This window comes from Allobosea sp. NPDC003192 (assembly GCF_050275675.1).
Taxonomy (GTDB): Bacteria; Pseudomonadota; Alphaproteobacteria; order Rhizobiales; family Beijerinckiaceae; genus Allobosea.
In genome coordinates this window covers 28,271-48,971 of sequence record NZ_JBNNPK010000011.1, presented here as the reverse complement: position 1 = coordinate 48,971, position 20,701 = coordinate 28,271, and the positions used below count along the sequence as shown (strand labels likewise).

The following is a 20,701-nucleotide window of genomic DNA, read 5'->3' as shown; positions in this document are numbered from 1 at the left end:
AGTCCCGCCGGACTATTCCGGCATGGTCAGGACGACCTTGCCGACCTGATCGCCGGCATCCATCAGCGCATGTGCATCCCGGACATCGCGCCAGTCGAAGCTGGCGCAGACATGGCTGCGGATCGCGCCGCTCTCCAAGAGCGGCCAGACCTTCTCGACCAGCTTGGCGGCGATCCGGCCCTTATAGGCGGCATCGCGCGGCCGCAGCGTCGATCCCGTCAGGGTCAGCCGGCGGCGGACGATGTTACGGACATTGACCTCGGCCATCTGGCCGAGATGGCTGGCGATCAGCACGACGCGGCCATCCGGGGCGAGCAACTGCAGCTGCTTTTCGGTATAGGGGCCGGCCTGCGCGTCGAGGACGACATCGACCTTCTCCTTGCCGATCGCCGCCTCGATCTCCGTCACCCAGTCGGCGCGGTAGTCGACGGCGAGATCGGCGCCGATCTCCAGGCAGACCGCGCGCTTCTCAGGCGTGCCGGCGGTCGCGATCACGCGAGCGCCACGCAATTGCTTGGCGATCTGGATCGCGGCCATGCCGACGCCGCTGGTGCCGCCCTGAACCAGCAAGGTCTCGCCGTCAGCCAGCCGGCCGAGCCAGACGACATTGTTCCAGGCGGTGAAGAACACCTCCGGCAGCGCCGCCGCCTGCGCGAAGGAGAAGCCCTTCGGCAACGGCATGCATTGCAGGGCCGGCACGGCGCAGAACTCGGCATAGCCGCCGCCATTGGCGAGCGCGCAGACGGCATCGCCGACCTTCGGCCAGTCGACTTCAGCGCCGACAGCCTCGACCACGCCGGAGACGTCGAGGCCGGGCAGGTCGGTCGCGCCGGGCGGCGGCGGATAAAGCCCGCGCCGCTGCTGGATGTCGGGCCGGTTCACGCCGGCCGCACGCACGCGGATCAGCACGTCACCGGGGCCGAGCGTCGGCAGCGGGCGGTTGCAGAAGGCGAGGACTTCGGGGCCGCCCGGCCTGGTGATCTCGATCGCTTGCATCAGTCTGTCTCGTTGTTCTGTGAAGGGCGGAGCGAGCGCATGATTTCCGGCATTCGCTCGCGGGCCGAAGACATCAGGCGCTCATAGATCGAGTTGCCATGGGCATCGATCGCGACGATCACCGGTCCGAAACCGTTCAGCCTCAGCCGGTTCAGGCGGAACTGCATGATCAGGTCGCGCCAGGCGCAGTCGGTTACCGCCTCGACGCCCTCGCTCAGCAGAGCCGAGGCACCGCCGACGAAGGAGAAATAGACGCAGCCGACCTCGCGCATGGCATCGACGCTGTCCTGCGAGAGCCCGCCCTTGCCGCCGGTCGCGGTCAGGCCAAGGCCCCGGATCAGCGTCGGCATCAGATGGTTGAAGCGGCTGGAGGTCGTCGGGTTGACGTAATGGACCGCACCCGGCCGGCCGCCATCGTCCTCATAGCTAACGCCCATATGGAAGAAGGTGCCGTCGCGCAGCGAGAGCGGCAATTCGCGCCCGGCCTCGACCTCCGCGACCATGCGCTTCTGAGTGGGCATGCCGACGGTCGCGACGGCGTCACCGTCGAGCAGCACGACGTCACCGACCTTGAGCGCGCGCGCCGCCTCAGGCGTCAATGGCAGGGTCAGGCGGATAGGAGACGGGCTCGTCATTCGATCCGCTCCACCACGCCGGAATTGTAGATCCGCGCCCGCGTGCGCCGGTTGATCCAGCAATTGAACGACACTGCCACCGGGGTGAAGCCGTGACCGGAGGCGTATTCGACGTGGACGCCGAAGGTCGTGGTCGAGCCGCCGACACCCATCGGGCCGAAGCCCATCTGGTTGACCGCGCGGGTCAGGCGCTCCTCCATCTCAGCGACCATCGCCTCGGGATTGCGCTCGCCGAAGGGGCGGAGTGTCGCGTCCTTGGAAAGCTTGGCGGCATGATCGAAAGTGCCGCCAATGCCGACGCCGATCACCACCGGCGGGCAATGCTGGCCGCCGGCCCTGAGCACGATCTCCAGGATGCAGCGCTCGATCTCGTCGAGGCTCGGGCTGACCAATATCTCGACCGCGGCCCAGCGCCCGCCGCCGAGCGCCTTGGGCGCGCAGGTGATGTCGAGATAGTCGCCCTCGCCGACAAGGTCCCAGGAGACCAGCGGCATGTCCTTGCCGTGAAAGCTGCGCTCATTGGTCAGAGGATTGGTGACGAAGCGCAGCAGCGGCGGCTGGATCGTGCGGGTCAGCTCGGCGAGGCCGTCGACGATTGCCTGGCGGATATCGCCTTCCATGCGCGCGCCGGAGCCGATCTTGATCGAGTAGCTCGGCACGCCGGCATCCGAGCACAGGAACTTGCCGGTGGTCTCCGCCCGCTCGGCGCTGTCCAGCATGAAGGCGAGCGTCTGGCGGGCCTGTGGCTCCGTTTCCGTCGCCAGCGCCTTGCGGAACTCGGCCTTGGAGGTCTCAGGGATACGGCGCAGCGACCAATCATAGAGATTGGCCGTGACTTCCTTGACCAGCTCGTAGGTGATTGCCATGCGCCCCGTCCGTTCGACGGCCTGAAACTAGTCGAATGACAGAGGCCGGCCGGGCGCCCGCGCCACGTTTCGCGAGGTGAAATCAAGGCGGCGCGCCTGCGCCCCTCCAAGCTTCGCTTTATTGACGGGATCAGCGAGAAACGCGCCGACGAACAGGACGAGCGATCATGAGCCATGTCGACATCACCGGCTTCGACCTGACGATCGACGAGATCGTCCGCGTCGCCAGGGAGAAGGCACCGGTCGCCGTCACGCCGGAGGCGGTCGAGCGGATGAAGGCCGCCCGCGCCATCGTCGACGAAGCCGTGGCACGCGGCGAGAAGGTCTATGGCGTCACCACCAGCGTCGGCGCCAAGACCGGCGTGCCGCTCGCGCCCGAGCGCATCGGCGAGTTCAATCGCCGCCTGCTGCTGACCCACAACGTCGCGCATGGCCCGCTCGCCTCGCCCGAAGCCATCCGGGCGATGATGCTCGTGCTGCTCAACTCGATGGCGAGCGGACGCCTCGGCGTGCGCCCGCTGCTGGCCGAGCGGCTGACCGACGCACTCAACAGCGATAAGCGGATCGAGGTCCATGTCTGGGGATCGATGGGCCAGAGCGACATGGCGCCGATCACCGACCTCGCATTGTCACTCTATGGCGACCTCGAGCTGCAGGCTGGCGAAGCACTGGCGATGCTGAACTCCAGCGCCCTCGCCCTCGGCATTTCGGCGCTGGCCATGGCCGATCTGCGGCACAGCCTCGACCTCTGGAGCCTGATCGCCGCGCTCAGCATGGAGGGCTTTGCCGCCAATCCCTCGATCGTCTCGGAAGCCGCGCTGCGCTCGCGCCCCTTCGCCGGACTGGAACGGCATGGCCGCCGGATCCGCGGCTATCTCGGTGGCAGCTACCTCTTCGCGAAAGGCGGGCCGCGCCATCTGCAGGACCCGCTTAGCTTCCGCTCGCTACCCTTGCTGCACGGTACAGCGGCAGACAGCCTGGATTTCGCCTGGCGCCAGATCGAGACCGAGTTCCGGTCGAGCCAGAACAATCCGATCGTCTCGCTGGAGGAGCGCTCGCTGGTCTCGGTCGCCAATTTCGACACGGTCTCGCTGTCGATGGCGCTCGACATCGCCCGCCTCGCCTTCGCGCCGGTGGTGACGGCGTCAGCCGAACGCGTCGCCAAACAGGTCGATTCCTTCTGGTCGGGCCTGACGGTCGGGCTGATCGAGGAGGACGGCGTCGGCCTGCCCGGCTTCAACGGAATGGCCCAGTTCCACAAGGCGATCACCTCGGAGGCGCGACTCGCGACGGCTCCCGTCGTTCAGGAACTCGCCAGCTCCAGCCATTCGAACGGCAATCTCGACCGCGCCGGCATGGCGACCTTCGCGGCGCGCAAGACGATGGAGGTAGCGGGCCTGTGCCGGTCGATCGCCGGGGTGGAGCTGATGGTCGCGGCGCAGGCCGTCGGGTCTCGCAAGGCGACGCCGCTCGGTGTTGTCACCGGCAAGCTCTTCTCCCTGGTGCGCGAGGCGATTCCGTTCGCCGCGGCCGGCGATCGCGTGCCGCATCTCGATCCGCTGCTGCGGCATGTCGAGGAGAGGCGCAGCGAGATCGACGCCCTGGTCGGCGCGGAGAGCTAGGGCGAACTTCAATCCGCCTCATCCGTCATTGCGAGCGCAGCGAAGCAATCCAGGGGGACGTAGAGTTCCGTGGCCCCTGGATTGCTTCGTCGCTCCGCTCCTCGCAATGACGGATGCGCGCTTCAATCAGGCCAAAATCTGATCGAGGCTTCACGCCCCCGCAACGTAACTCACGCGGTCGAGCGCATTGACCGCGCGGACTTCGCCCGATGGCTCGCCGCTCGTGCCCGGGCGTCGGTGCAAGCGAACCCGGCGCGGCTCGCCCGGCGCGAGATGGAACCAGCTCCGCTCCGGCCGCCAGCCGGCATCGACGATCTCGACCGATTGCGCGAAACGCTGGGTCGAGAGCACGAGGCTCCAGCCGTCGCCTTCGCGCTCCAGCTGCGCAGCGAGCCCGCAATGATGGCGCTCATGACCGCGCCGGAGCGGGAAGTGGAAGGCTTCGGCCAGCACCACGCCGCTCGCGGTATCGCGCAGCACGGCCGAGGTCACATCATGGCCGGGTGGCCCGAAGCGATAGGCATAGGCGATGTCGAAGAAGCGGCCGATCAGGTCGAAGGCCGACAGCGTGGTCGCCGAACGTGGAGCAAGCGCGATCTCGCGCTTCGCCTGGACGACGGCGACCTCGCCGGCCCGCCAGCAGGTCAATTCGACAGTGGCGGCCAGCGACTCCGGCCGCTCGTTCAGGACATGCAGGCCGAGCCCGTTGACGCCCTCGTCGGTCAGCGCGAGCTGGACCGGACGGAAGGCACGGGCGAGCCCATGCCAGGCCGATTTCGGTTCGCCATCAACCGCGATCACGCCCCAGCCGGCGCCGGCTTGCAGATCCTGCAGCAGCCAGACCAGCGCGCCTGATGTCAGCGAGCCCGGCCGGCGCCATTCGGCAAAGGTCTCTTCCATCACCTCGGCGACGACCGCGCGCGACAGGGCGAAATAGCGCTCGGGGTCCTCGCGCCGCAAACGCGCCGGTTCGAGCCCGTAGAGCCGTTCGAGATAATGATCGCGCACATCCTCGAAATCCCAGGAGGCGCTGGCATCGCGCGGCACAGCGCGCTTCCAGTCGGGATGATGGGTGATCGCCGGCGGTTTGCCCGATCGCAGCGAGACCTCCTCCGGCATATTGGCGAAGGCGAGGCTCTCGGCGGCGAAGCGGACATTGGCGCGGCGGGCATCGTCGAGGCCGCGCATATAGGCGCCAACACCGTAATAATGCGTCACGCCCTTGTCGGCGACGAAGGGCAGCGGCCCGCCGGAGGGCGAGTTCGGGACATAGGCGATATCCGGGCGAAGGCGGGCGACGGCCTCAGGCAGCACCTCGTCGAAGACCGGGCCGGACCAGGCCTCGGGCGGGGCGCCCAGCATCGCCGATTGCTGGAAGACCTCACTGCCGCCGCAGAGCACGGCAAGGCTCGGCGAGCCTTGCGTCCGACCAAGTAGCGCTTCGACCTCCGTCGCGATGGCCGCGCGGAAGCCGGCATCGCCCTGCGGATAGTCGAAATTGGCCAGCATCATCTCCTGCCAGACCAGGATGCCGAGCTCGTCGCAGAGCGCGAAGAAGGCGTCATCCTCATAGGTCATCACGCCGGGCAGGCGGATCATGTTCATGCCGGCCTCGCGCGCCAGCCGGAGCCAGGGCTCGTAAGCCGCGCGGCCGCCGGCCAGCGTGGTGACGTCGGCATTGCTCCAGCAAGCGCCGCGGCAGAACACCGGCACACCGTTGACGATCAGGCCGAAGCCCGCGCCGTCCTCGCCGCGATCGACCTCCAGCGAGCGGAAGCCGATACGGCCGAGATCGATGGTCTCGCCGTCCAACGTCAGTGTGAGATCGTGCAGTGCCGGCTCGCCATGGGTATGCGGGAACCAGGGCGCGATACCAGACAGGGATAATGTGCCGGCTAATCGACCCTGAGCATCCGAGCGCAAGGTTGCCTCACCGCCAGCACAACGCATGATAGCGCGACCTGGTAGCGACGCGTTCGAGGCGAACCTCACGCTAAGCACAACAGTACCGGCCTGCCCGTCATAGCTCGTGCGCAGATCGACGGCTTCGATCTGCGCAGCACCCGCCTCGCTCTCGATCCGCAGCACCGGACGATACGGCCCGGTCGGCAGGCCGGGCGGGCACCAGCCCGGCATCGAGCCGAGCGCGCTGGTGCGGAACCAGCGCAGACCGTTGGGCTGGATCATCGCCGGCCGCCAGCGGGAGCGGCGTGGCGCGGCGGCAAGCTTCGGCGCCAAGGCGCGGAAACACAGCGCGATCTCGGTTCCGGCCGGGCAGTTCACGGCAAGCTCGACGACCGCGAACATCGAGACGCTGTCGGTCTGCTTGACGCCGCCGACCCAGATCTCGGTGACAGTCGCCAGCCCTTCGAAGCGCAGGCGCCCATTCAAAGGCTCGGTGAGCCTCGTGCGGTACCAGTGATCCTGCTGACCGATCGCGTTGGCGCTGATGTCATCGAGCCGACCGAGGGAGCGTAGCGTCCCGGCGATCGTGCCCGGTACCGCAGCTTCTTGCCAGCCACCGCCTTCCGGCAGATCGGCTGGCGTCGCGGCAGCATCGGCCGCAGTCGCGAGCCAGCTCCAGCCCGTGAGCGGCAGGGCCCGTTCCCCGCTACGCGCGACGATGCGGGCCATGGCTCAGCCGGGGAAGCGCTGCCCGAGCGCCTCGCTGACCTGGTCGTGCTCGGTGACGAGCCCGGCGAGCGTCGCGTCGAAGCGCTCGAAACGCTTCTGCTTCATCGCCCTGGCAAGATGGAACTGCGCCACCTTGGCGCCCTCGGCGATGCGCAGGGAGCCGTCGCGGGCAGCATCCAGTCCGTCGACGCTCTGGCCGAGCCAGGTCAGATGGCTGGCGAGCAGCTCGAAATTGGCGCCGAGCTGGCGCAGCGTGTTGAAGGCGTAGTGGTGGAAGGCGGCACCCGGCCGCTCCGCCAGCGCCTCGGCCTGCGCGGTTGCGACCGCCCGGAAGGCCGCGACCGGATTGTCGGTCGGCCGGCGCGCGACGTGGCGGGCGAGCAGCTTTAGCGCGGTGGCGCGCAGGGTCGCCTCGTCCGGCCGGCGCTGCGGCAGGCGTACCATCTCGGCATAGGGGAAGAGCGTGTCCTCGCGCATCTGCCCCGGCAGCAACCGGAACAAGCCGTCGAAGTCCTCGCCTTCGGCGCGATGCAGGCCATCATTATGGAAATAGTCGAGCTCGCGCGCGGCCCGGTCGAGCCGGTTCACCGCGATCGTCGTCTTGCCGTGGCTGTCGCGATAGGAGACGCCGCGGGTATCGGGCATGTAGAAGGAATCGAGTTCGAGCAGGACCAGCCGGCCGAGTCCGATCTGGTGCTCGATATGACCGATGAGCTCGTCATAAAGCGCGAGCTCCGTCACCTTCAGGCCGTAGAGCGCTTCGAGATCATCGAGCGGCGGCTTGAAGAAGGTGAACTGGTCGCCCTCGAAATCCTGGGTGATCGTGAAGCCGAAGGCCGCCGCCGGCTCCAGGCCGAGCGCATGCAGGATCTCGATCCATAGATCGGCATAGCAATTGGTCTGCGGCCAATGCCGCTCGCCGGCATGCATGGCATGCCTGTCATAGGCGAGCGGATCGACCGGCAGGAGCCGGCCCACCATGGCGGCGGGCGCGGCGATCTTTTGCTGAGCCGTCATCGTGCTCACGGCCAGAGCACGTTGCGGACCGAGGCCGGCCAGCGCGCGACATCGTAGCCATGGTGCTTGAACAGAGCGAGCGCCACGCGCTCCATGCCGAAGCCGACGCAGGCGGTGTGCGCGGTCTCGCCGGCAGCGGTCTGAATGCCCCAGGTCGTGCCGAAATGGTCCTGATGGTAGTTGAAGGAGAGGCAAGCGGTCGGCTTCTCCTCGCTCTCGATCGGGATCAGGAGCTCGAACTTCAGGCGCTGGTCGCGCTGGTTGTTGGCGAGCATGCGCCCGGCCCGGCCGAAGAACGGGTCGTTGGCGACGTCGAGATTCAGGGGCACGCCGAGCGAGGCCATCATCTCCTGGCCGCGTTCGAGCCAGAGCGCCCGGAACTCCGTGACCTGCTCAGGCGTGCCGAAGCGGACATATTCGCGCATCCGGAAGAGCTGCATCCGGGCCGGGTCCTTCGAGGGCTCGTGCCGGAAGCAGTAGGATTGCAGGTCGAACAGCGCGCCGTCGCTCTTGAGCGGGCCGCGCTTGGCAACGACCGGATAGAGCGGGTAGCAGGCGGCCGGGGTCAGCACGACCTCGGTCGAGATCTGTCCGTCGGTCCAGTCGACCCCATCGGCCACCTTGTGCAGCAGTTCGGCATGGGCGCGCTCGTCGCCGGCAAAGGAATGCACGGTGCCGGCGAGCTGGGGAAAGCTCTTGAGATAGCCGCTCTTCTCGAAATGCTTGCGGCTCATCGCCGGCGGGAAGCGGACGATCTCGGCGCCGTCCTGGCCACCATGGCGGGTGATCAGATCGTCGAAGCGGGCGATGACCTCCTCGAACAGGCCGCTACGGCCATAAAGGCCGTCGACACCGGTGTCGATCAGCAGACCGCTATCGATCAGTTCCGCGAGGAAGCCCTGCGGCTGGGGGCAATTCTGGCACATGCGATCACCGGGAGAGGCTGGCGTCGTGCTTGTAGACGGCCAGCAGGTTGGAGGTGTTGCCGAGGATCCGGTCGTTGTTGATCATGATCGGCGCCGAGAGCGCATCGCGCATCAGGCGCGCCAGGCTCGCCGGGCTGTCATTGCGATAGCCCTGGATGCCGCAGATCAGGAAGGCCTGCATCACGATCTCGCCGACGCTCTGCGAGGCCACGACCTTGATGCTGTTCATCGCCACGACGAAGCCCATCGAGGAGAGCTCGTCGGCATCGCCGCGGGCACGCTCATAGCGGTCGAGCCCGGCGACGACCAGCGCCTTGAACTGCTGCAGGCGGGCGAGCAGTTCGGCCAGGCGCAGCGCGCTCGGCGGGGTCGAGCCCGGGCGCTTGCGCGCCTCGCTGCGCACGAAGCCCTCGGCGCGGGCGACGGCCTCGGCCGCGATGCCGTACCAGACCGAGGCCCAGAGCAGATGCGCGTTGGGCAGCATCGACTGCGCCGCGATCTCGGCGAAGGGCACCGGGATGATCTGCTCGGCCGGAGCGCGGCCCGCGAAGGTGAAATTGTCGGAACACGTGCCGCGCATGCCCATCGTGTCCCAGGCGGCGCTGCGCTCCAGCGTGTACTGGTCCTTGGTCAGGACGGACATGACCTGGTCGGAGGGCGGCGCCTCGGGTGTGCGCCTGGAGGTGATCAGGATGGCATCGGCCTGCGCCCCGTAGGAGATCAGGCAGCCTTCCTTGTCCAGGGTGAAGTCGTCGCCCTCGCGCACCACGCCGCAGATCGACGAGCGCAGATCGCCGCCGACGCCGCCGCCCTCGGTCGTAGCCGAGGCGAGCAATAGCTGCTCGCGGGCGATGCGCGCCATGAAGGAGGCGTGCCAGGGATCGTCGCCGCAATGCACGACCAGGCTCGACGCCTTGATCTGGTGCATCGCGTAGATCATGCCGGTCGAGGCGCAGGCCTGGGCCAGCACCGAGCAGATCTCGGCGATTGTCGCATGGCTCGCTTCCTCGCCGCCATGGGCCGCCGGGATCATGATCCCGAGCAGGCGCTCGCGCTTCAGCGCCTCGAAGGCCTCGTGCGGGAAGCGCGACTTGGCATCGACGTCGCCGGCGTGCTCGGCCGCGACTTTCGCGATCTTGCGCGCCGTCGCGATCATCACCTTCTGCGCCTCGGCACTGGCGCCGGGCATCTGCGAGGTAAGCTGGTAGCCGGCTTCTGCGAGGCGAGCGAGCGTCGTCATCAGACGTGCTCGCTCTGGATGGTGCGGATCGCGCTCTCGATCGCGGCGATCGAGGCGAAGTTGCGCCGGTTCATCATATTGTCGGGGAATTCGACCTCGAAGGCCTCCTCGAGCGCCATCATCAATTCGACCGTGCCGAAGGAGGTCAGGCCGGCATTGTAGAGGTCGGCCTCGTCGGCGAGGGTGGCGACATCGACCGGCAGCTTGCCGGTGGTCTTGAGGATTTCGCGGATCCTGGTCTTCATCTCTCGTCCTGCCCTGTCGCGGCTGGACCTCGGCATGCGGCGGCATGCGTTCGCGCTGGGGGCGCTCGCGGCATCCGTCGTGAGGCTTCGGTCGGTTGGTTGGTTTGACGCCGTGTTCTTCGTTGCGTCAGAGCTAACGCATAAAATTTAAAGTTACCTTGCAGGCACCACAGAAAGGCTGGTGGATACACTCCGCGGATAGACGCCTGATGCTGTGGTAAACAGCTTATTGCCTCGAATACTCGATTTTCCGAGGATTCAACCCGCCGGCGCCGCGGAATAGTTCGCGGCCATGCTGCGCTGGTCGGCCGGTGCGGGCTCGGCGCCCGGATCTCCGTCGCTCGTCCCGGTCATGAACCAGAGCAGTGCCGCCGTCTTGATCGAATAGACGGAGTCGCTGACGATCATCAGCAGGCAGATATAGGTCGCGACGCAGACCTTGAAGCGCCAGGCCCGGGGCGAGCGCTCCGGCGCGAAGATGAACAGGCTCCAGAAGCCGATCACGCCCAGAAGGCCGATCTGGTTCAGTGAATAGGCATAGCCGGAATCCGACAGGAAGGGCTTGTCCGGCGACAGGCCGAAGACCGCGGCCGGCGAGAGCGAGGTGATGAGGCGCGCCGTCCAGAGCATGCGGCCGGCGAAGTTGTTCTCCCAGTTCACCTCGGCGCTGATGAAGCCGTAGAAGGCGAAGCCGATCAGCAGGACGAAGGGAGCGGCCAGCCAGACGAAACGCGGCGTGATCGGCGCCACGAGGTAGGCAAACGTCGCGACGATGCAGACATTGGCGCCGAAGCGAGAGTCGCTGAGCACGATCGCGGTCATGCCCGCAGCCATGGTCAGCCAGCGCTTCGCCATCGCCGGGCGGTTGAGAGCCCAGATATAGAGGATCGCGCCGAAATTGCCGGTCGAGATCGGCTCGAGGAAGACCGAGGAGGCGCGGTGCGGCCCGAGGAAGGGCAGCAAGGTGCGCGAATCCGGACGCAGGCCGCTGGCGAAGAGCGCACCGGTCTGGCTGCTGACGTCGCTCGGCGCCACGGTGCCGCGCGCGACATAGTATTTGATGATGTTGAAATAGGTCACGTAGAGGTCGAGCGCGAGGAACTCGAACAGGCCGAAGACGACGACGATGATCCCGCAGAGCAAGGCGGCGCGATCGGCCAGACGCGGGTCGTTGCAGCTCTTGCCGAGCAGATAGAAGGCGACCGGAATCAGGAAGTCGCGCACTGCCTTGGGGTCGATCAGCGGCCGCATCGCCATCAGCATGGCGGCATAGGAGAAGAAGATCGCCAGCAGCAGATAGGGCGCGGCATTGCGGCCGAGACCGAGATAGAGCGCGGTCGCGACCAGCACGACTTCGCAGCCCATCACCATGGTGTCGTTGATGCCCATCACATTGGTGTTGATGAAGCACAGCGCCATGTTGAAGGTGAGCGCGCCGATCAGCAGCGCGATCGGCAGTATCGGCATCGGGCGGGCCGGCTCGAAGCCACCCGCCATCGCCGGCGGCGCGTTCACGCGGCAGCCTGCGACGGGCGGCGCAGCCAGCGCGACGCCAGGCCGCGCGGACCGGCTCCCGCATCCTCGGGAACGACGAGCGCGACGATGTGCTCGCCGACCGGATCGATTGCAGCCGCCTGATCCACGAGGCTGCGCGGAGTTTCACCGGTCAGAGACGAGGCGAGCACGATCGCGTCCGGGCGCGCTCCCGCCTTGCCGTCCGTTGGGGAGGTACGCCGCATGATGATGAAGTTGCGCCGCCGGCCGGGCCGGGCCGTGGCCGTGGCGGGCGGCTCGATGCGGCGGATGTTCATGTCGCGGCCGGAGCCGTCCTGGCAGAGCAGCACGCTCTCGCCATGCGCCGCCAGACTGTTGGCGAGATGCTCGGCCAAAGCTTTCTGCGTGGCGTCGTCGACCGAACCGGCGATCATCACCGAAGCGGGCAGATGTGGGCCAAGCGTCTTCTGCAGCAGGCGCGTGACCGGCACGAGCGCGTCCTCGCGATGGGCGGAAACCGCGGGCAGCGAGACCACAGTGCCGACGCCGATCGCCTGGCCGGCCGCCTCCGGCGTCAACGGCTTCAGCCGTTCGGGGACGATCCGGGATTTGGGTAACCATTCCAGCAGATAGGCGATGCCTAACCCGGCGAAGGCGCCGAACATCAGGGCTGCGGCCAGCACGAGCGGAGCCGGCGGCTTGGTCGGGTTCGCCGGCGCCACCGCCTCGGAGAGCATGCGCGAATTGTTGGTCTCGATCCGCTTCTGCTGCTCCAGTTCCTTGGCGCGCTGGAGCGAGGCGTTGTAGACCACCCGCACCGCATCGGCCTCGCTTTCGAGCTGGCGCAGGCGAATCTGGGCGGCACCGCTCACCTCTTGCGACCTGGTCAACTCGGTGGCGCGCTTGCGGAGATTGGCGAGGTTGGCCTCGGCCTGGCGATAGCCCTCCTGCACCGTGGCACGCAGGCGGGCGAGCTCACCCGTCAGCAGCCGGCGCGTCTCGGCAAGCTCGGCCCGGATCTCGATCAGGCGCGGATGCTGCGGCGCGAGCGTCTGGGCAAGGCTCGCCGCCTCGCGCGCGCTCTGGGCATATTGCGCCCGCAGCGAGGTCACCACCGACGAGGTCAACGCCTCCGGCAACGTATCGGACAGCGGATCACGGTTGCTGTAGCGGGCGAGCTGGTCGCGCCGCGCCTGCTGGCGCGCGAGCTCGGCCTCGGCCAGGCTGATTTGGCCGTAGAGATCGCGCAATTGCTGGGACACGATCGGGCCTTCACTGGTGCTGACCAGGCTGTGCTGGCTGCGGAAGGCCTGGACGGCGCGCTCCGCCGTGTCGAGCTGCGATCTGAGGCCCGCGATCTGTTCGATCAGCGTGCTGTTGGCACGCTCGACCACGGCGCGGCGTCCGTCATTGCCCTGCCGGAAATAGACCTGGGCCAGCGCATTGGCGATATCGGCGGCCTTTTGCGCCTGCGGATGCGAGACGGTGATGCGGAAGACCAGCGAGTTGTCGACGCGCTGGATCACGATCGCTTTCTTCAGCGCGTCCACCGCCTGAGCCAGCCGCTGCTCCGCCGTCGGCTGCACGAGCCGGCCGAGCAAGCGCGAGACCAGCCCCGGAGGCCGGACGAAGGCAGGATCGTTCTCGAGGTCGAGCTCGTCGATCACCTGGCGCAGCACGCCGGTGGACGTCATCACCAGCGACTGGCTGTCGACATTGGCGAAGTCGATCGAGGCCGAGGTGTCGGTGCGAACGATGTCCTTGCCGACGACCTGCAACGCCTGCGGATCGACCAGCAGCTCGGCGGTGGCGCGATAGACGGGGGCCTGAACCGAGAGATAGGCGAGTGCAAAGAGCAGGCAGACGCCAGCGCTCGCGATCACCAGCTTGCGGCGGCGTTGGAGCAACTGGAGCAGTTCGGACAGACTGAAAGCGGCGGAGGCGCGGCTTTGCACCAACGCGTCCTCCCGTCCCCCTGCCCCCAACGCAGCCGACACCGCAAGCCTCCTCGATCCGGCCGGCACAGCGCGTCCGCAGCCGGCCGCGCCGACGGACTCGGCTGGAATTCCACCGCGCATCTTGCCGATGCGTGGTTAACATTTCGGTAACGGAATAATTACGATTTGTTACAAGTATTCGACCAATCACGTTTACGAAAATTAACCACCCAACCAAAGCACCGCGAAAGAACATTTCGCCTCAAGGTCGCTGGTGATAGTTCAATATTTACGACAATTGACGTGATCGGAACCGTTTTCCGCTGACCGCGCCCCAGCGCAGGCGATCCCGTTCATGCCTCGTTTACAACAGGAAGAAATCCCCCGGTCACGCCAACCTTTGCTTAGCTCGCGCCAGCTATTCCTACCCTAGGGACAGGCCGGCTCAGCAACCACGCCGTGACGAGGACAGGTCCAGACAGCATGCGTATCCTGATGGCCTGTGCAGCGTTCCCGCCCTTCATCGACGGCGGCGGGCCGATCTCGGCGATGATCGTCGCCAAGCTGCTGCTCGCGGCCGGCCATGATCTGACCGTGGTCAACGTCTCCGGCGAGGACCGGCACGAGGTCTTCGACGGCGTGCCGGTGCATCGCCTGCGCTCGCTCAATATCGACTGGAACTACCGGCTGCCGCGCCCGGGCTGGAAGAAGGCAATCTGGCACGCGCTGGAGAACTTCAATCCGCGCGCCTTCCTGGCCATGCGCCGCGAGATCAAGCGGCTCCAGCCCGACATCGTGCTGACCGACTCGATCGAGAACATCAATGTCGCGACCTGGGCGGCGGCAAAGAGCTGCGGCGTGCCGGTCGCACATATCCTGCGGAGCACCTTCCTGCTGTGCTGGAAGGGCAGCATGTGGCGCGGCGGCGACAATTGCGGGCGCGCCTGCGCGTCCTGCCAGGCGACGTCATATGGCAAGAAAGTCAATTCGCGCTTCGTCGACGCGGTGATCGGCGAGACCGGCTTCATCATCGGCCGCCACACCGAGCACGGCTATTTCCCGAACGCCACCACCCACATCATTCCCGGCGCGATCGCACCCGTTCCCGGCGCCCTGCCCCGCACCGCGCCATCTGCCGAGCGTCCGCTGCGCGTCGGCTTCATCGGCGTCCACGATCCGGTCAAGGGCCTCGACACGCTTGCCGCGGCGGCGCATCGCCTCGCGGGCGAGCCGGTCGAGTTCCTGATCGCCGGCACCGGCCAGAGCGACTACGCCAAGGCGCTGCCCGAACGTTTCCCGGCGCAGAACACCCGCTTCCTCGGCTGGACCAAGCCGGAAGAGTTCCTGCCGCAGATCGATGTCCTCGCCGTGCCCTCACTGTTCCGCGAGCCTTTCGGCCGCGTCGTGATCGAAGCCTTCGCGCAAGGCGTGCCGGTGATCGGCGCGAAATCCGGCGGCATTCCCGAGACGATCCAGCCGGACAAGAACGGTGCCCTGTTCGAACCAGGCGACGATGCCGCGCTGGTGGAGCGCATCACCGCTTTCGCCCGGGATCGTACGCTCGTCGCCGCGCAATCGGCCGGCGCGCTCGCCGCGGCGGCCCGCTATGCCCCGGACCGCATCGCCGCCGCCTATGGCGCCGTCTTCGAGCGCCTCGCCGGCAAGCCGGCCGAGGGCGCTCTCCTGCAGCCGCGGGAGGCGCGGTCATGAAGGCGCTGCTGGAACTGGCCTGGACCGGGGCTGGCCGCTTCCTGCCGGCCTTCTCCTCGCGCTTCAGCAGCACGCTGCTGAGCTTCTTCGTGCTCCTGGTCGCCAGCCATTTCCTGCCGACCCAGGAATACGGGCTCTATGTCTTCCTGTTCTCGATCGGCAGCGCGCTCGGGCTGATCGCCGTGCTCGGCCAGCAGATCCTCGTGGTGAAGCATTACCGGCGGACCGAGGCGACCAGCCACCCGCTCAACCAGGCGCTCGTCGGGGTGAATGCGCGTTGGCTCGCGCTCGGCTGCTTCTCGCTGCTGGCGGCGGCGCTACCGCTCTGGCTCTTCGCCGGAGAACTGCCGCCGACCTATCACTATCTCTGGCTGGCCTTCGTCTTCGCCGCGATCTTCGCACTCAGCGAGTACCTGCAGAACTATTTCCGGATCCACCACCGCATCAACCTGTCGCTGGTGCCGCGCGAGATCGTCTGGCGCGGCGCCTCGATCCTGTGCATCGGCGCAGCCGGCCTCGCCGGCGTGCTGATGGGCGGCGCCGGCGCCATGGCGATCGTGACAGGCCTGCTCGCCGCCACCACGCTCTACCAGAGCGCCGCCTTCCTCGGGGGCGAAGGGGTGAGCTGGTTGCGGGCGGGGCATCACGTGCCTGCCGAGACGCATGCCGAATGGCGTCGCGAAAGCGGCTATTTCATCGCCAACAACGTCCTGAACTCGGCTTCGGCCTATCTTGAGACCATTCTGATCGGTGCCCTGCTCGGCCTCAACGAAGCCGGCTTCTATTTCGTGGCGTTGCGCATCGCCATGCTGCTCACCCTGCCTGTCGCGGCGATCGACACGGTCGGCATCCCGATGATCGCCGCCCGCTTCCAGAAGTCCGACACCGAAGGCGCCCAGTTGCTGATCGGGCGCCTCTCCTTCGCAAGCTTCGGCATCTCGTTGTTGGGAGCGCTAGCGCTCGCGGTCGTCGCCCCCTTCATCCTGCATCTCTTCAACCCCGAATTCGTCCGTCACGCCGACGTGCTGACCGCGCTCTGCGTGCTCGCCGTTTCGCAGGCCTTCTTCGGGCCGGGCTCATGGCTGCTGATGATCGGTGGCGGCGAACGCTTCTTCCTGATCGCGCGTGCGGTGATGTTCGTGCTTTATCTTGGCCTGCTCTATGGGCTGGCCCGGATCGGCGGCCTGATGGGCATCGCCATCGCCGGCCTCGTCTTCAGTACCGCCTCGAACCTCGCGGCCTGGTACTGGATCAAGCGGAAATGGCGGATCGACAACATGGCGACCGCCTTCATCCGGCCCTTCCTCTTCGGCGGCACACCCGAGGCTGGAACAGCATCGCTTCCCGGCGACCGCGTTACCGAGGGAGCCAGCCGATGACACCGGCAGCCGCCTACCACACGGAGCTTGCCGATGAGACGCCGCTTGCGCCGCCCTCGCCCTTCGGCACGCCGGTGACCTTCGGCCGCAGCATGGGCATGCTCCATGCCGGCCATGCCCCGGTCGCAGTGCTGATGCTCGGCGCCGTCGGCTACGAGGAACTCTGCCTGCGCGCGACCTGGCGCAGCCTGGCGCAGGCACTTTCGGACAGGAGCATCGCGTGCCTGCGCTTCGACTATCCCGGCCAGGGCGACGCACATGAAGCTGCCGACCCGCAAGGGCTGGACGACTGGCTCGAGACGATCCGCGCCGCCGTGCAACTGCTGCGCCGGGCCAGTGGCTGCGAACGCCTCGTCCTGCTCGGTCAGGGATTGGGCGGGACGCTGGCGCTCAAGCTCGCCGAGGAGCTCGCCCCGATCGCGGCAACCGTGCTGATGGCACCGGTCGGCAACGGCAAGCGCTATCTGCGCGAGCTCTCGGCCTGGTCCCGCATCGTCTCGGACCGGATCGGCATCGGCACGGACCCTGATGACGACACGCGCTGCGCCGTTGCCGGCTTGCGCATCGCGCCCGGCCGCCTGCCCGCGATCGCGACGCTCGGAACGGCAGCGCTCCGGCATGCCCCATCCGAGCAGGCCCTGCTGCTGTCGCGGCCGGGCCATGGCGGCGACGCGGCCCTTGCCGAAGTGCTCGCCAGCCTTGGCGTCGCCGTGACGCAGCGCGACTACGAGGGCTACGAGACCCTGACCACCGACCCGACCGCGGCGCGCCCGCCCAAGACGACAATCGCAGGGATCGTCGACTGGATCTCGGAGCGGGCGGCGGCTGCCGGCACTGTTCCCGCCGACATCAGGACGCCTCAACCGCCCGGCCCAACCGAGGGGCTGCTCGGCGAAGGCTTCGTCGAGCGCCCGATCCGCTTCGGCCCGGATGGCCGCCTCTTCGGTGTGCTCTGCGAGCCGCTCGGGCCGGTGGCGCGCGATCCGATCGTCTTCGTCAATGCCGGGCGCGACTATCATATCGGCTGGGCCCGGGTCAGCGTCAGCCAGGCCCGCGCCTTCGCCGCGCGCGGCGTCGCCTCGCTGCGCTTCGACGCCAGCAGCGTCGGCGACAGCGGAACCGCTGCCGACGGGCCGGAGGAGATCCTGTATTCGCAGGCGCAGATCGACGATGTCCGCCTCGCCATCGATGCCATGCAGGCGCGCGGCTTCGACGCTCCCATCCTGATCGGCCGCTGCAGCGGCGCCTATGCCGCCTTCCATGCCGCCGTCCTGGACGACCGCATCCGCCGCCTCGTCATCGTCAACAATGAGCGCTTCGTCTGGGACCCGGACGAGAGCGTCGAGGATGCGATCCGCTATGCCCATCGCAGCGCCGGCGATCTCGGCGCGACGCTCGCCCGCAAGGACGGCTTGCGCCGCCTGCTCACCGGCAAGCTCCGGGTCGGGCCGGCCGGGCGTTATCTGATCTACCGCTACCGCAAGCGTCTCTCGGTCAAGCTCGCGCCCGTGCTCGGGCGTCTGACCAAGCATGGCCGGCTCCACCATCAATGCCATCGTCATTTTGCCACGCTCGCGGCGCGCAATGTCGAATTGTCGCTGCTCTATGCCGATGGCGATGTCGGTTTGGCCGAGCTGCAGACCTATTTCGGCGAAGCCGGCAAGGGGCTCGCCGCTTATCCGAATGCCTCGCTGACCATGCTCGCCGACGCCGACCACAACTTCACACATCTCGCCGCCGGGCGCCGGCTGCTCGATGCGCTCATCCGGATCGTCGCGCCATGAGGGCGGCTCTGCTCGCCCTGGCGCTGCTAGCCGCCTTGCCGGCGGGAGCGGAGACCTGCCTGCGCGGCGTCAATCTGTCGGGCGCCGAGTTCGGCGATACGCCCGGCAAGGTCGACACCGACTACACCTATCCGGGCGAACAGGCGATCCAGCGGCTCGGCAAGCTCGGCGCGAGCGCCATCCGCCTGCCCTTCCGCTGGGAGCGCATCCAGCCTGAGCTCAACGGCGGGCTCGACATCATGGAGCTGGCCTATCTAGACCAGACGGTCCGGCGGATCAACGAGGCCGGACTGATCGCCATCATCGACCTGCATAATTACGGCTATTACGCCAAGAAGCAGCTCGGCTCGAAGGAACTCCCGGCCGAGGCGCTTGCCGATGTCTGGAGCCGCCTCGCCGAGCACTATCGCGACCGACCCAGGCTCGTCTTCTCGCTGATGAACGAGCCCCACGACATCCACAGCGCCAGCTGGGCGAAGATCCAGAACGTCGCCATCGCCGCGATCCGCAAGGCGGGCGCCAAGCAGCTCCTGCTGGTCACCGGCACGGCCTTCGGCGGTGCCCATAGCTGGACCTCCGACCTACCGGTCGGCAACAATGGCCGCGACCTCCTCGGCGTCGTCGACCCGCTCGACCGCTACGCCTACGACTTCCATCAGTATCTCGATGCCGACTACTCCGGCCGCGCCCCGGAATGCTCGGCGGCCGCCAATGCGCTCAAGGCGATCGACGACGTCACCGCCTGGCTCAAGGCCAATGGCCGGCGCGGCTTCCTTGGCGAGTTCGCCGCCTCGAACAGACCGGAATGCTTGACTGCGCTGCGGCAGATGGCAGCGAAAGTCGATGCCAACCCGCAGCAGTGGCTCGGCTGGAGCGCCTGGGGCGCCGGCGCCTGGTGGCCGGCGGACTACGTCTTCAATCTCGAGCCGACCAAGGCCGGCGAGCGCCCGCAAATGAAGGTGCTTGTCGAACGCTTCAAGGCTAAGCGGCCGAGTGCCGTCTGCGGCCGGGAGGCCAGATCGTGACCGCCCCGTTCTCCCATCGTGCCGCCCCCGCCCTGCCGGCGGGCACGCGCATCGTCCATGTCGTGCGTCAGTTCCTGCCCAACCGCGGCGGGCTCGAGGACGTCGTCGCCAATCTCTGCCGTGCACAGCTGGCGCTCGGCCTGAAGCCTTCCGTGGTGACGCTCGATCGCCTGTTCTCGCAGCCGGAGCTCGTCCTGCCGGCGAGCGAGGCGATCGACGACATCCCCATCACCCGTATCCCCTTTCGCGGCTCGGCGCGCTATCCGCTCGCGCCTGACGTCTTCGCCCATCTGCGCGAGGCCGATCTCGTCCATGTTCATGCGATCGACTTCTTCTTCGACGCACTCGCGCTCGGCTGGCTCCTGCATCGCAAGCCGCTGGTCGCGACCACCCATGGCGGCTTCTTCCACACCGCCGATTTCGCCGGCCTGAAGAAGCTCTGGTTCAACGGCCCGACCCGGCTCTCGGCGCAGGTCTATCGCGGTATCGCCGGCTGCAGCATGAACGATGCCCGCATGTTCGAGCGTCTCGCGCCCGGCAAGGTCCGGGTGATCGAGAACGGCGTCGATCTCGACAAGTTCGCCGGCGCCTCGAGCCCCGAGCCACAGCGGCGCCTGGTCAGCATCGGCCGCTTCTCCAAGAACAAGCGGCCGGACCGGCTGATCGCGATGATGGCGACGCTGGCACGGCGCGAACCTTCCTGGCATCTCGACATGCTCGGGGTCGCCTCGGACTGGACGGAAGAGGCGCTGCGCAAGGCGGTAGCCGATGCCGGCATGGAGCAGAACGTGACGCTGCATCTCGGCCTCGACGATGCGTCCGCGCGAGCGGTAATGAGCCTGGCCTCGCTCTTCGTCTCCGCCTCCGAGTTCGAGGGTTTCGGCCTGGCCCTGGTCGAGGCAATGAGCGCCGGGCTGGTGCCGATCGTCCAGCCCAACGCCGCCTTCGCCAGCCTGGCCGGCAAGTTCCCGGTCGTCCGCACGGTCGACTTCGCCAATCCGGAGGAAGCAGCATCGGCCGTCGAGCAGGCTCATGCCGACCTCGTCCACTATCCCGGCAATACGCGCCCGCGCCTCTCCGACCTCGCATCCTATTCCTGGCACGAGGTCACCCGCCGCTATCTCGAATTCTACGCTGCGGCGCTCTGACACCACCACGATCGCCTGCCGCCGACGCAAGGCCCCTTGCGCG

Annotated in this window: 16 protein-coding genes; 6 read left to right on the top strand and 10 right to left on the bottom strand. The window is 67.5% G+C overall.

Annotation, left to right across the window (positions count from 1 at the left end; translation table 11 throughout):
• Positions 1-12 precede the first annotated feature (12 nt).
• Genes ACQKLX_RS16170 through ACQKLX_RS16160 form a run of 3 tightly spaced genes read right to left on the bottom strand, consistent with a single transcriptional unit; the run spans position 13 to position 2,497 of the window.
• Positions 13-996, bottom strand: coding sequence for an NAD(P)H-quinone oxidoreductase (locus ACQKLX_RS16170; RefSeq protein ID WP_427362595.1), 984 nt, complete (start codon positions 994-996; stop codon positions 13-15).
• The gene (locus ACQKLX_RS16165; RefSeq protein ID WP_427362594.1) at positions 996-1,631 is read right to left on the bottom strand and encodes a fumarate hydratase C-terminal domain-containing protein; all 636 of its coding nucleotides are present in this window, start codon (positions 1,629-1,631) and stop codon (positions 996-998) included. The genes ACQKLX_RS16170 and ACQKLX_RS16165 overlap by 1 nt, the downstream gene beginning before the upstream one ends.
• Positions 1,628-2,497, bottom strand: coding sequence for a fumarate hydratase (locus ACQKLX_RS16160; RefSeq protein ID WP_427362593.1), 870 nt, complete (start codon positions 2,495-2,497; stop codon positions 1,628-1,630). The genes ACQKLX_RS16165 and ACQKLX_RS16160 overlap by 4 nt, the downstream gene beginning before the upstream one ends.
• Before the next feature lie 167 nt (positions 2,498-2,664).
• Here ACQKLX_RS16160 and ACQKLX_RS16155 point away from each other — a divergent pair, with 167 nt between their 5' ends.
• Positions 2,665-4,119 carry an aromatic amino acid lyase gene (locus ACQKLX_RS16155; protein ID WP_427362592.1) on the top strand — a complete coding sequence of 485 codons (1,455 nt, stop codon included), beginning with the start codon at positions 2,665-2,667 and terminating at the stop codon, positions 4,117-4,119.
• Between the two features lie 150 nt (positions 4,120-4,269).
• Here ACQKLX_RS16155 and ACQKLX_RS16150 read toward each other — a convergent pair whose 3' ends face one another.
• The 7 genes from ACQKLX_RS16150 to ACQKLX_RS16120 form a co-directional block, all read right to left on the bottom strand.
• Complete coding sequence (locus ACQKLX_RS16150) at positions 4,270-6,753, bottom strand: glycoside hydrolase family 2 protein (RefSeq protein ID WP_427362591.1); 2,484 nt, start codon at positions 6,751-6,753, stop codon at positions 4,270-4,272.
• A gap of 3 nt (positions 6,754-6,756) precedes the next feature.
• Positions 6,757-7,770 carry a DUF1839 family protein gene (locus ACQKLX_RS16145; RefSeq protein ID WP_427362590.1) on the bottom strand — a complete coding sequence of 338 codons (1,014 nt, stop codon included), beginning with the start codon at positions 7,768-7,770 and terminating at the stop codon, positions 6,757-6,759.
• 5 nt (positions 7,771-7,775) lie between these two features.
• On the bottom strand, positions 7,776-8,696 hold the full coding sequence (locus ACQKLX_RS16140) for an amino acid--[acyl-carrier-protein] ligase (RefSeq protein WP_427362589.1): 921 nt from the start codon (positions 8,694-8,696) through the stop codon (positions 7,776-7,778).
• A gap of 4 nt (positions 8,697-8,700) precedes the next feature.
• Entirely contained in the window at positions 8,701-9,885 is a 1,185-nt protein-coding gene (locus ACQKLX_RS16135; protein ID WP_427362709.1) for an acyl-CoA dehydrogenase family protein, read from the bottom strand.
• Positions 9,886-9,935: 50 nt separating this feature from the next.
• Positions 9,936-10,181 carry an acyl carrier protein gene (locus tag ACQKLX_RS16130; protein ID WP_091833139.1) on the bottom strand — a complete coding sequence of 82 codons (246 nt, stop codon included), beginning with the start codon at positions 10,179-10,181 and terminating at the stop codon, positions 9,936-9,938.
• Positions 10,182-10,439: 258 nt separating this feature from the next.
• On the bottom strand, positions 10,440-11,696 hold the full coding sequence (locus ACQKLX_RS16125; protein ID WP_427362588.1) for a UDP-phosphate alpha N-acetylglucosaminyltransferase: 1,257 nt from the start codon (positions 11,694-11,696) through the stop codon (positions 10,440-10,442).
• Positions 11,693-13,630, bottom strand: a complete 1,938-nt coding sequence (locus tag ACQKLX_RS16120) for a GumC family protein (protein WP_427362587.1) — start codon at positions 13,628-13,630, stop codon at positions 11,693-11,695. Before ACQKLX_RS16120 ends, ACQKLX_RS16125 begins: the two co-directional genes overlap by 4 nt.
• Positions 13,631-14,095: 465 nt before the next feature.
• On the opposite strand from ACQKLX_RS16120, the gene ACQKLX_RS16115 reads away from it, so the two are divergent.
• From ACQKLX_RS16115 to ACQKLX_RS16095, 5 genes are read left to right on the top strand one after another with little or no spacing between them, the layout of a single operon-like run.
• Positions 14,096-15,322: a glycosyltransferase gene (locus ACQKLX_RS16115; protein ID WP_427362586.1), complete on the top strand. Its 1,227-nt coding sequence runs from the start codon at positions 14,096-14,098 to the stop codon at positions 15,320-15,322.
• The gene (locus tag ACQKLX_RS16110; RefSeq protein ID WP_427362585.1) at positions 15,319-16,701 is read left to right on the top strand and encodes a lipopolysaccharide biosynthesis protein; all 1,383 of its coding nucleotides are present in this window, start codon (positions 15,319-15,321) and stop codon (positions 16,699-16,701) included. The genes ACQKLX_RS16115 and ACQKLX_RS16110 overlap by 4 nt, the downstream gene beginning before the upstream one ends.
• Complete coding sequence (locus tag ACQKLX_RS16105) at positions 16,698-18,485, top strand: alpha/beta fold hydrolase (RefSeq protein WP_427362584.1); 1,788 nt, start codon at positions 16,698-16,700, stop codon at positions 18,483-18,485. Before ACQKLX_RS16110 ends, ACQKLX_RS16105 begins: the two co-directional genes overlap by 4 nt.
• The gene (locus ACQKLX_RS16100) at positions 18,482-19,510 is read left to right on the top strand and encodes a glycoside hydrolase family 5 protein (protein ID WP_427362583.1); all 1,029 of its coding nucleotides are present in this window, start codon (positions 18,482-18,484) and stop codon (positions 19,508-19,510) included. The genes ACQKLX_RS16105 and ACQKLX_RS16100 overlap by 4 nt, the downstream gene beginning before the upstream one ends.
• Positions 19,507-20,658, top strand: coding sequence for a glycosyltransferase family 4 protein (locus tag ACQKLX_RS16095; protein WP_427362582.1), 1,152 nt, complete (start codon positions 19,507-19,509; stop codon positions 20,656-20,658). The genes ACQKLX_RS16100 and ACQKLX_RS16095 overlap by 4 nt, the downstream gene beginning before the upstream one ends.
• Positions 20,659-20,701: the final 43 nt, after the last annotated feature.

What these genes read in the sequence shown, in the direction of transcription:
- ACQKLX_RS16170 (WP_427362595.1), bottom strand. Translation starts at nt 996, where the DNA reads ATGCAAGCGATCGAGATCACCAGGCCGGGCGGCCCCGAAGTCCTCGCC.
- ACQKLX_RS16165 (WP_427362594.1), bottom strand. Translation starts at nt 1,631, where the DNA reads ATGACGAGCCCGTCTCCTATCCGCCTGACCCTGCCATTGACGCCTGAG.
- ACQKLX_RS16160 (WP_427362593.1), bottom strand. Translation starts at nt 2,497, where the DNA reads ATGGCAATCACCTACGAGCTGGTCAAGGAAGTCACGGCCAATCTCTAT.
- ACQKLX_RS16155 (WP_427362592.1), top strand. Translation starts at nt 2,665, where the DNA reads ATGAGCCATGTCGACATCACCGGCTTCGACCTGACGATCGACGAGATC.
- ACQKLX_RS16150 (WP_427362591.1), bottom strand. Translation starts at nt 6,753, where the DNA reads ATGGCCCGCATCGTCGCGCGTAGCGGGGAACGGGCCCTGCCGCTCACG.
- ACQKLX_RS16145 (WP_427362590.1), bottom strand. Translation starts at nt 7,770, where the DNA reads ATGACGGCTCAGCAAAAGATCGCCGCGCCCGCCGCCATGGTGGGCCGG.
- ACQKLX_RS16140 (WP_427362589.1), bottom strand. Translation starts at nt 8,696, where the DNA reads ATGTGCCAGAATTGCCCCCAGCCGCAGGGCTTCCTCGCGGAACTGATC.
- ACQKLX_RS16135 (WP_427362709.1), bottom strand. Translation starts at nt 9,885, where the DNA reads ATGCCCGGCGCCAGTGCCGAGGCGCAGAAGGTGATGATCGCGACGGCG.
- ACQKLX_RS16130 (WP_091833139.1), bottom strand. Translation starts at nt 10,181, where the DNA reads ATGAAGACCAGGATCCGCGAAATCCTCAAGACCACCGGCAAGCTGCCG.
- ACQKLX_RS16115 (WP_427362586.1), top strand. Translation starts at nt 14,096, where the DNA reads ATGCGTATCCTGATGGCCTGTGCAGCGTTCCCGCCCTTCATCGACGGC.
- ACQKLX_RS16110 (WP_427362585.1), top strand. Translation starts at nt 15,319, where the DNA reads ATGAAGGCGCTGCTGGAACTGGCCTGGACCGGGGCTGGCCGCTTCCTG.
- ACQKLX_RS16105 (WP_427362584.1), top strand. Translation starts at nt 16,698, where the DNA reads ATGACACCGGCAGCCGCCTACCACACGGAGCTTGCCGATGAGACGCCG.
- ACQKLX_RS16100 (WP_427362583.1), top strand. Translation starts at nt 18,482, where the DNA reads ATGAGGGCGGCTCTGCTCGCCCTGGCGCTGCTAGCCGCCTTGCCGGCG.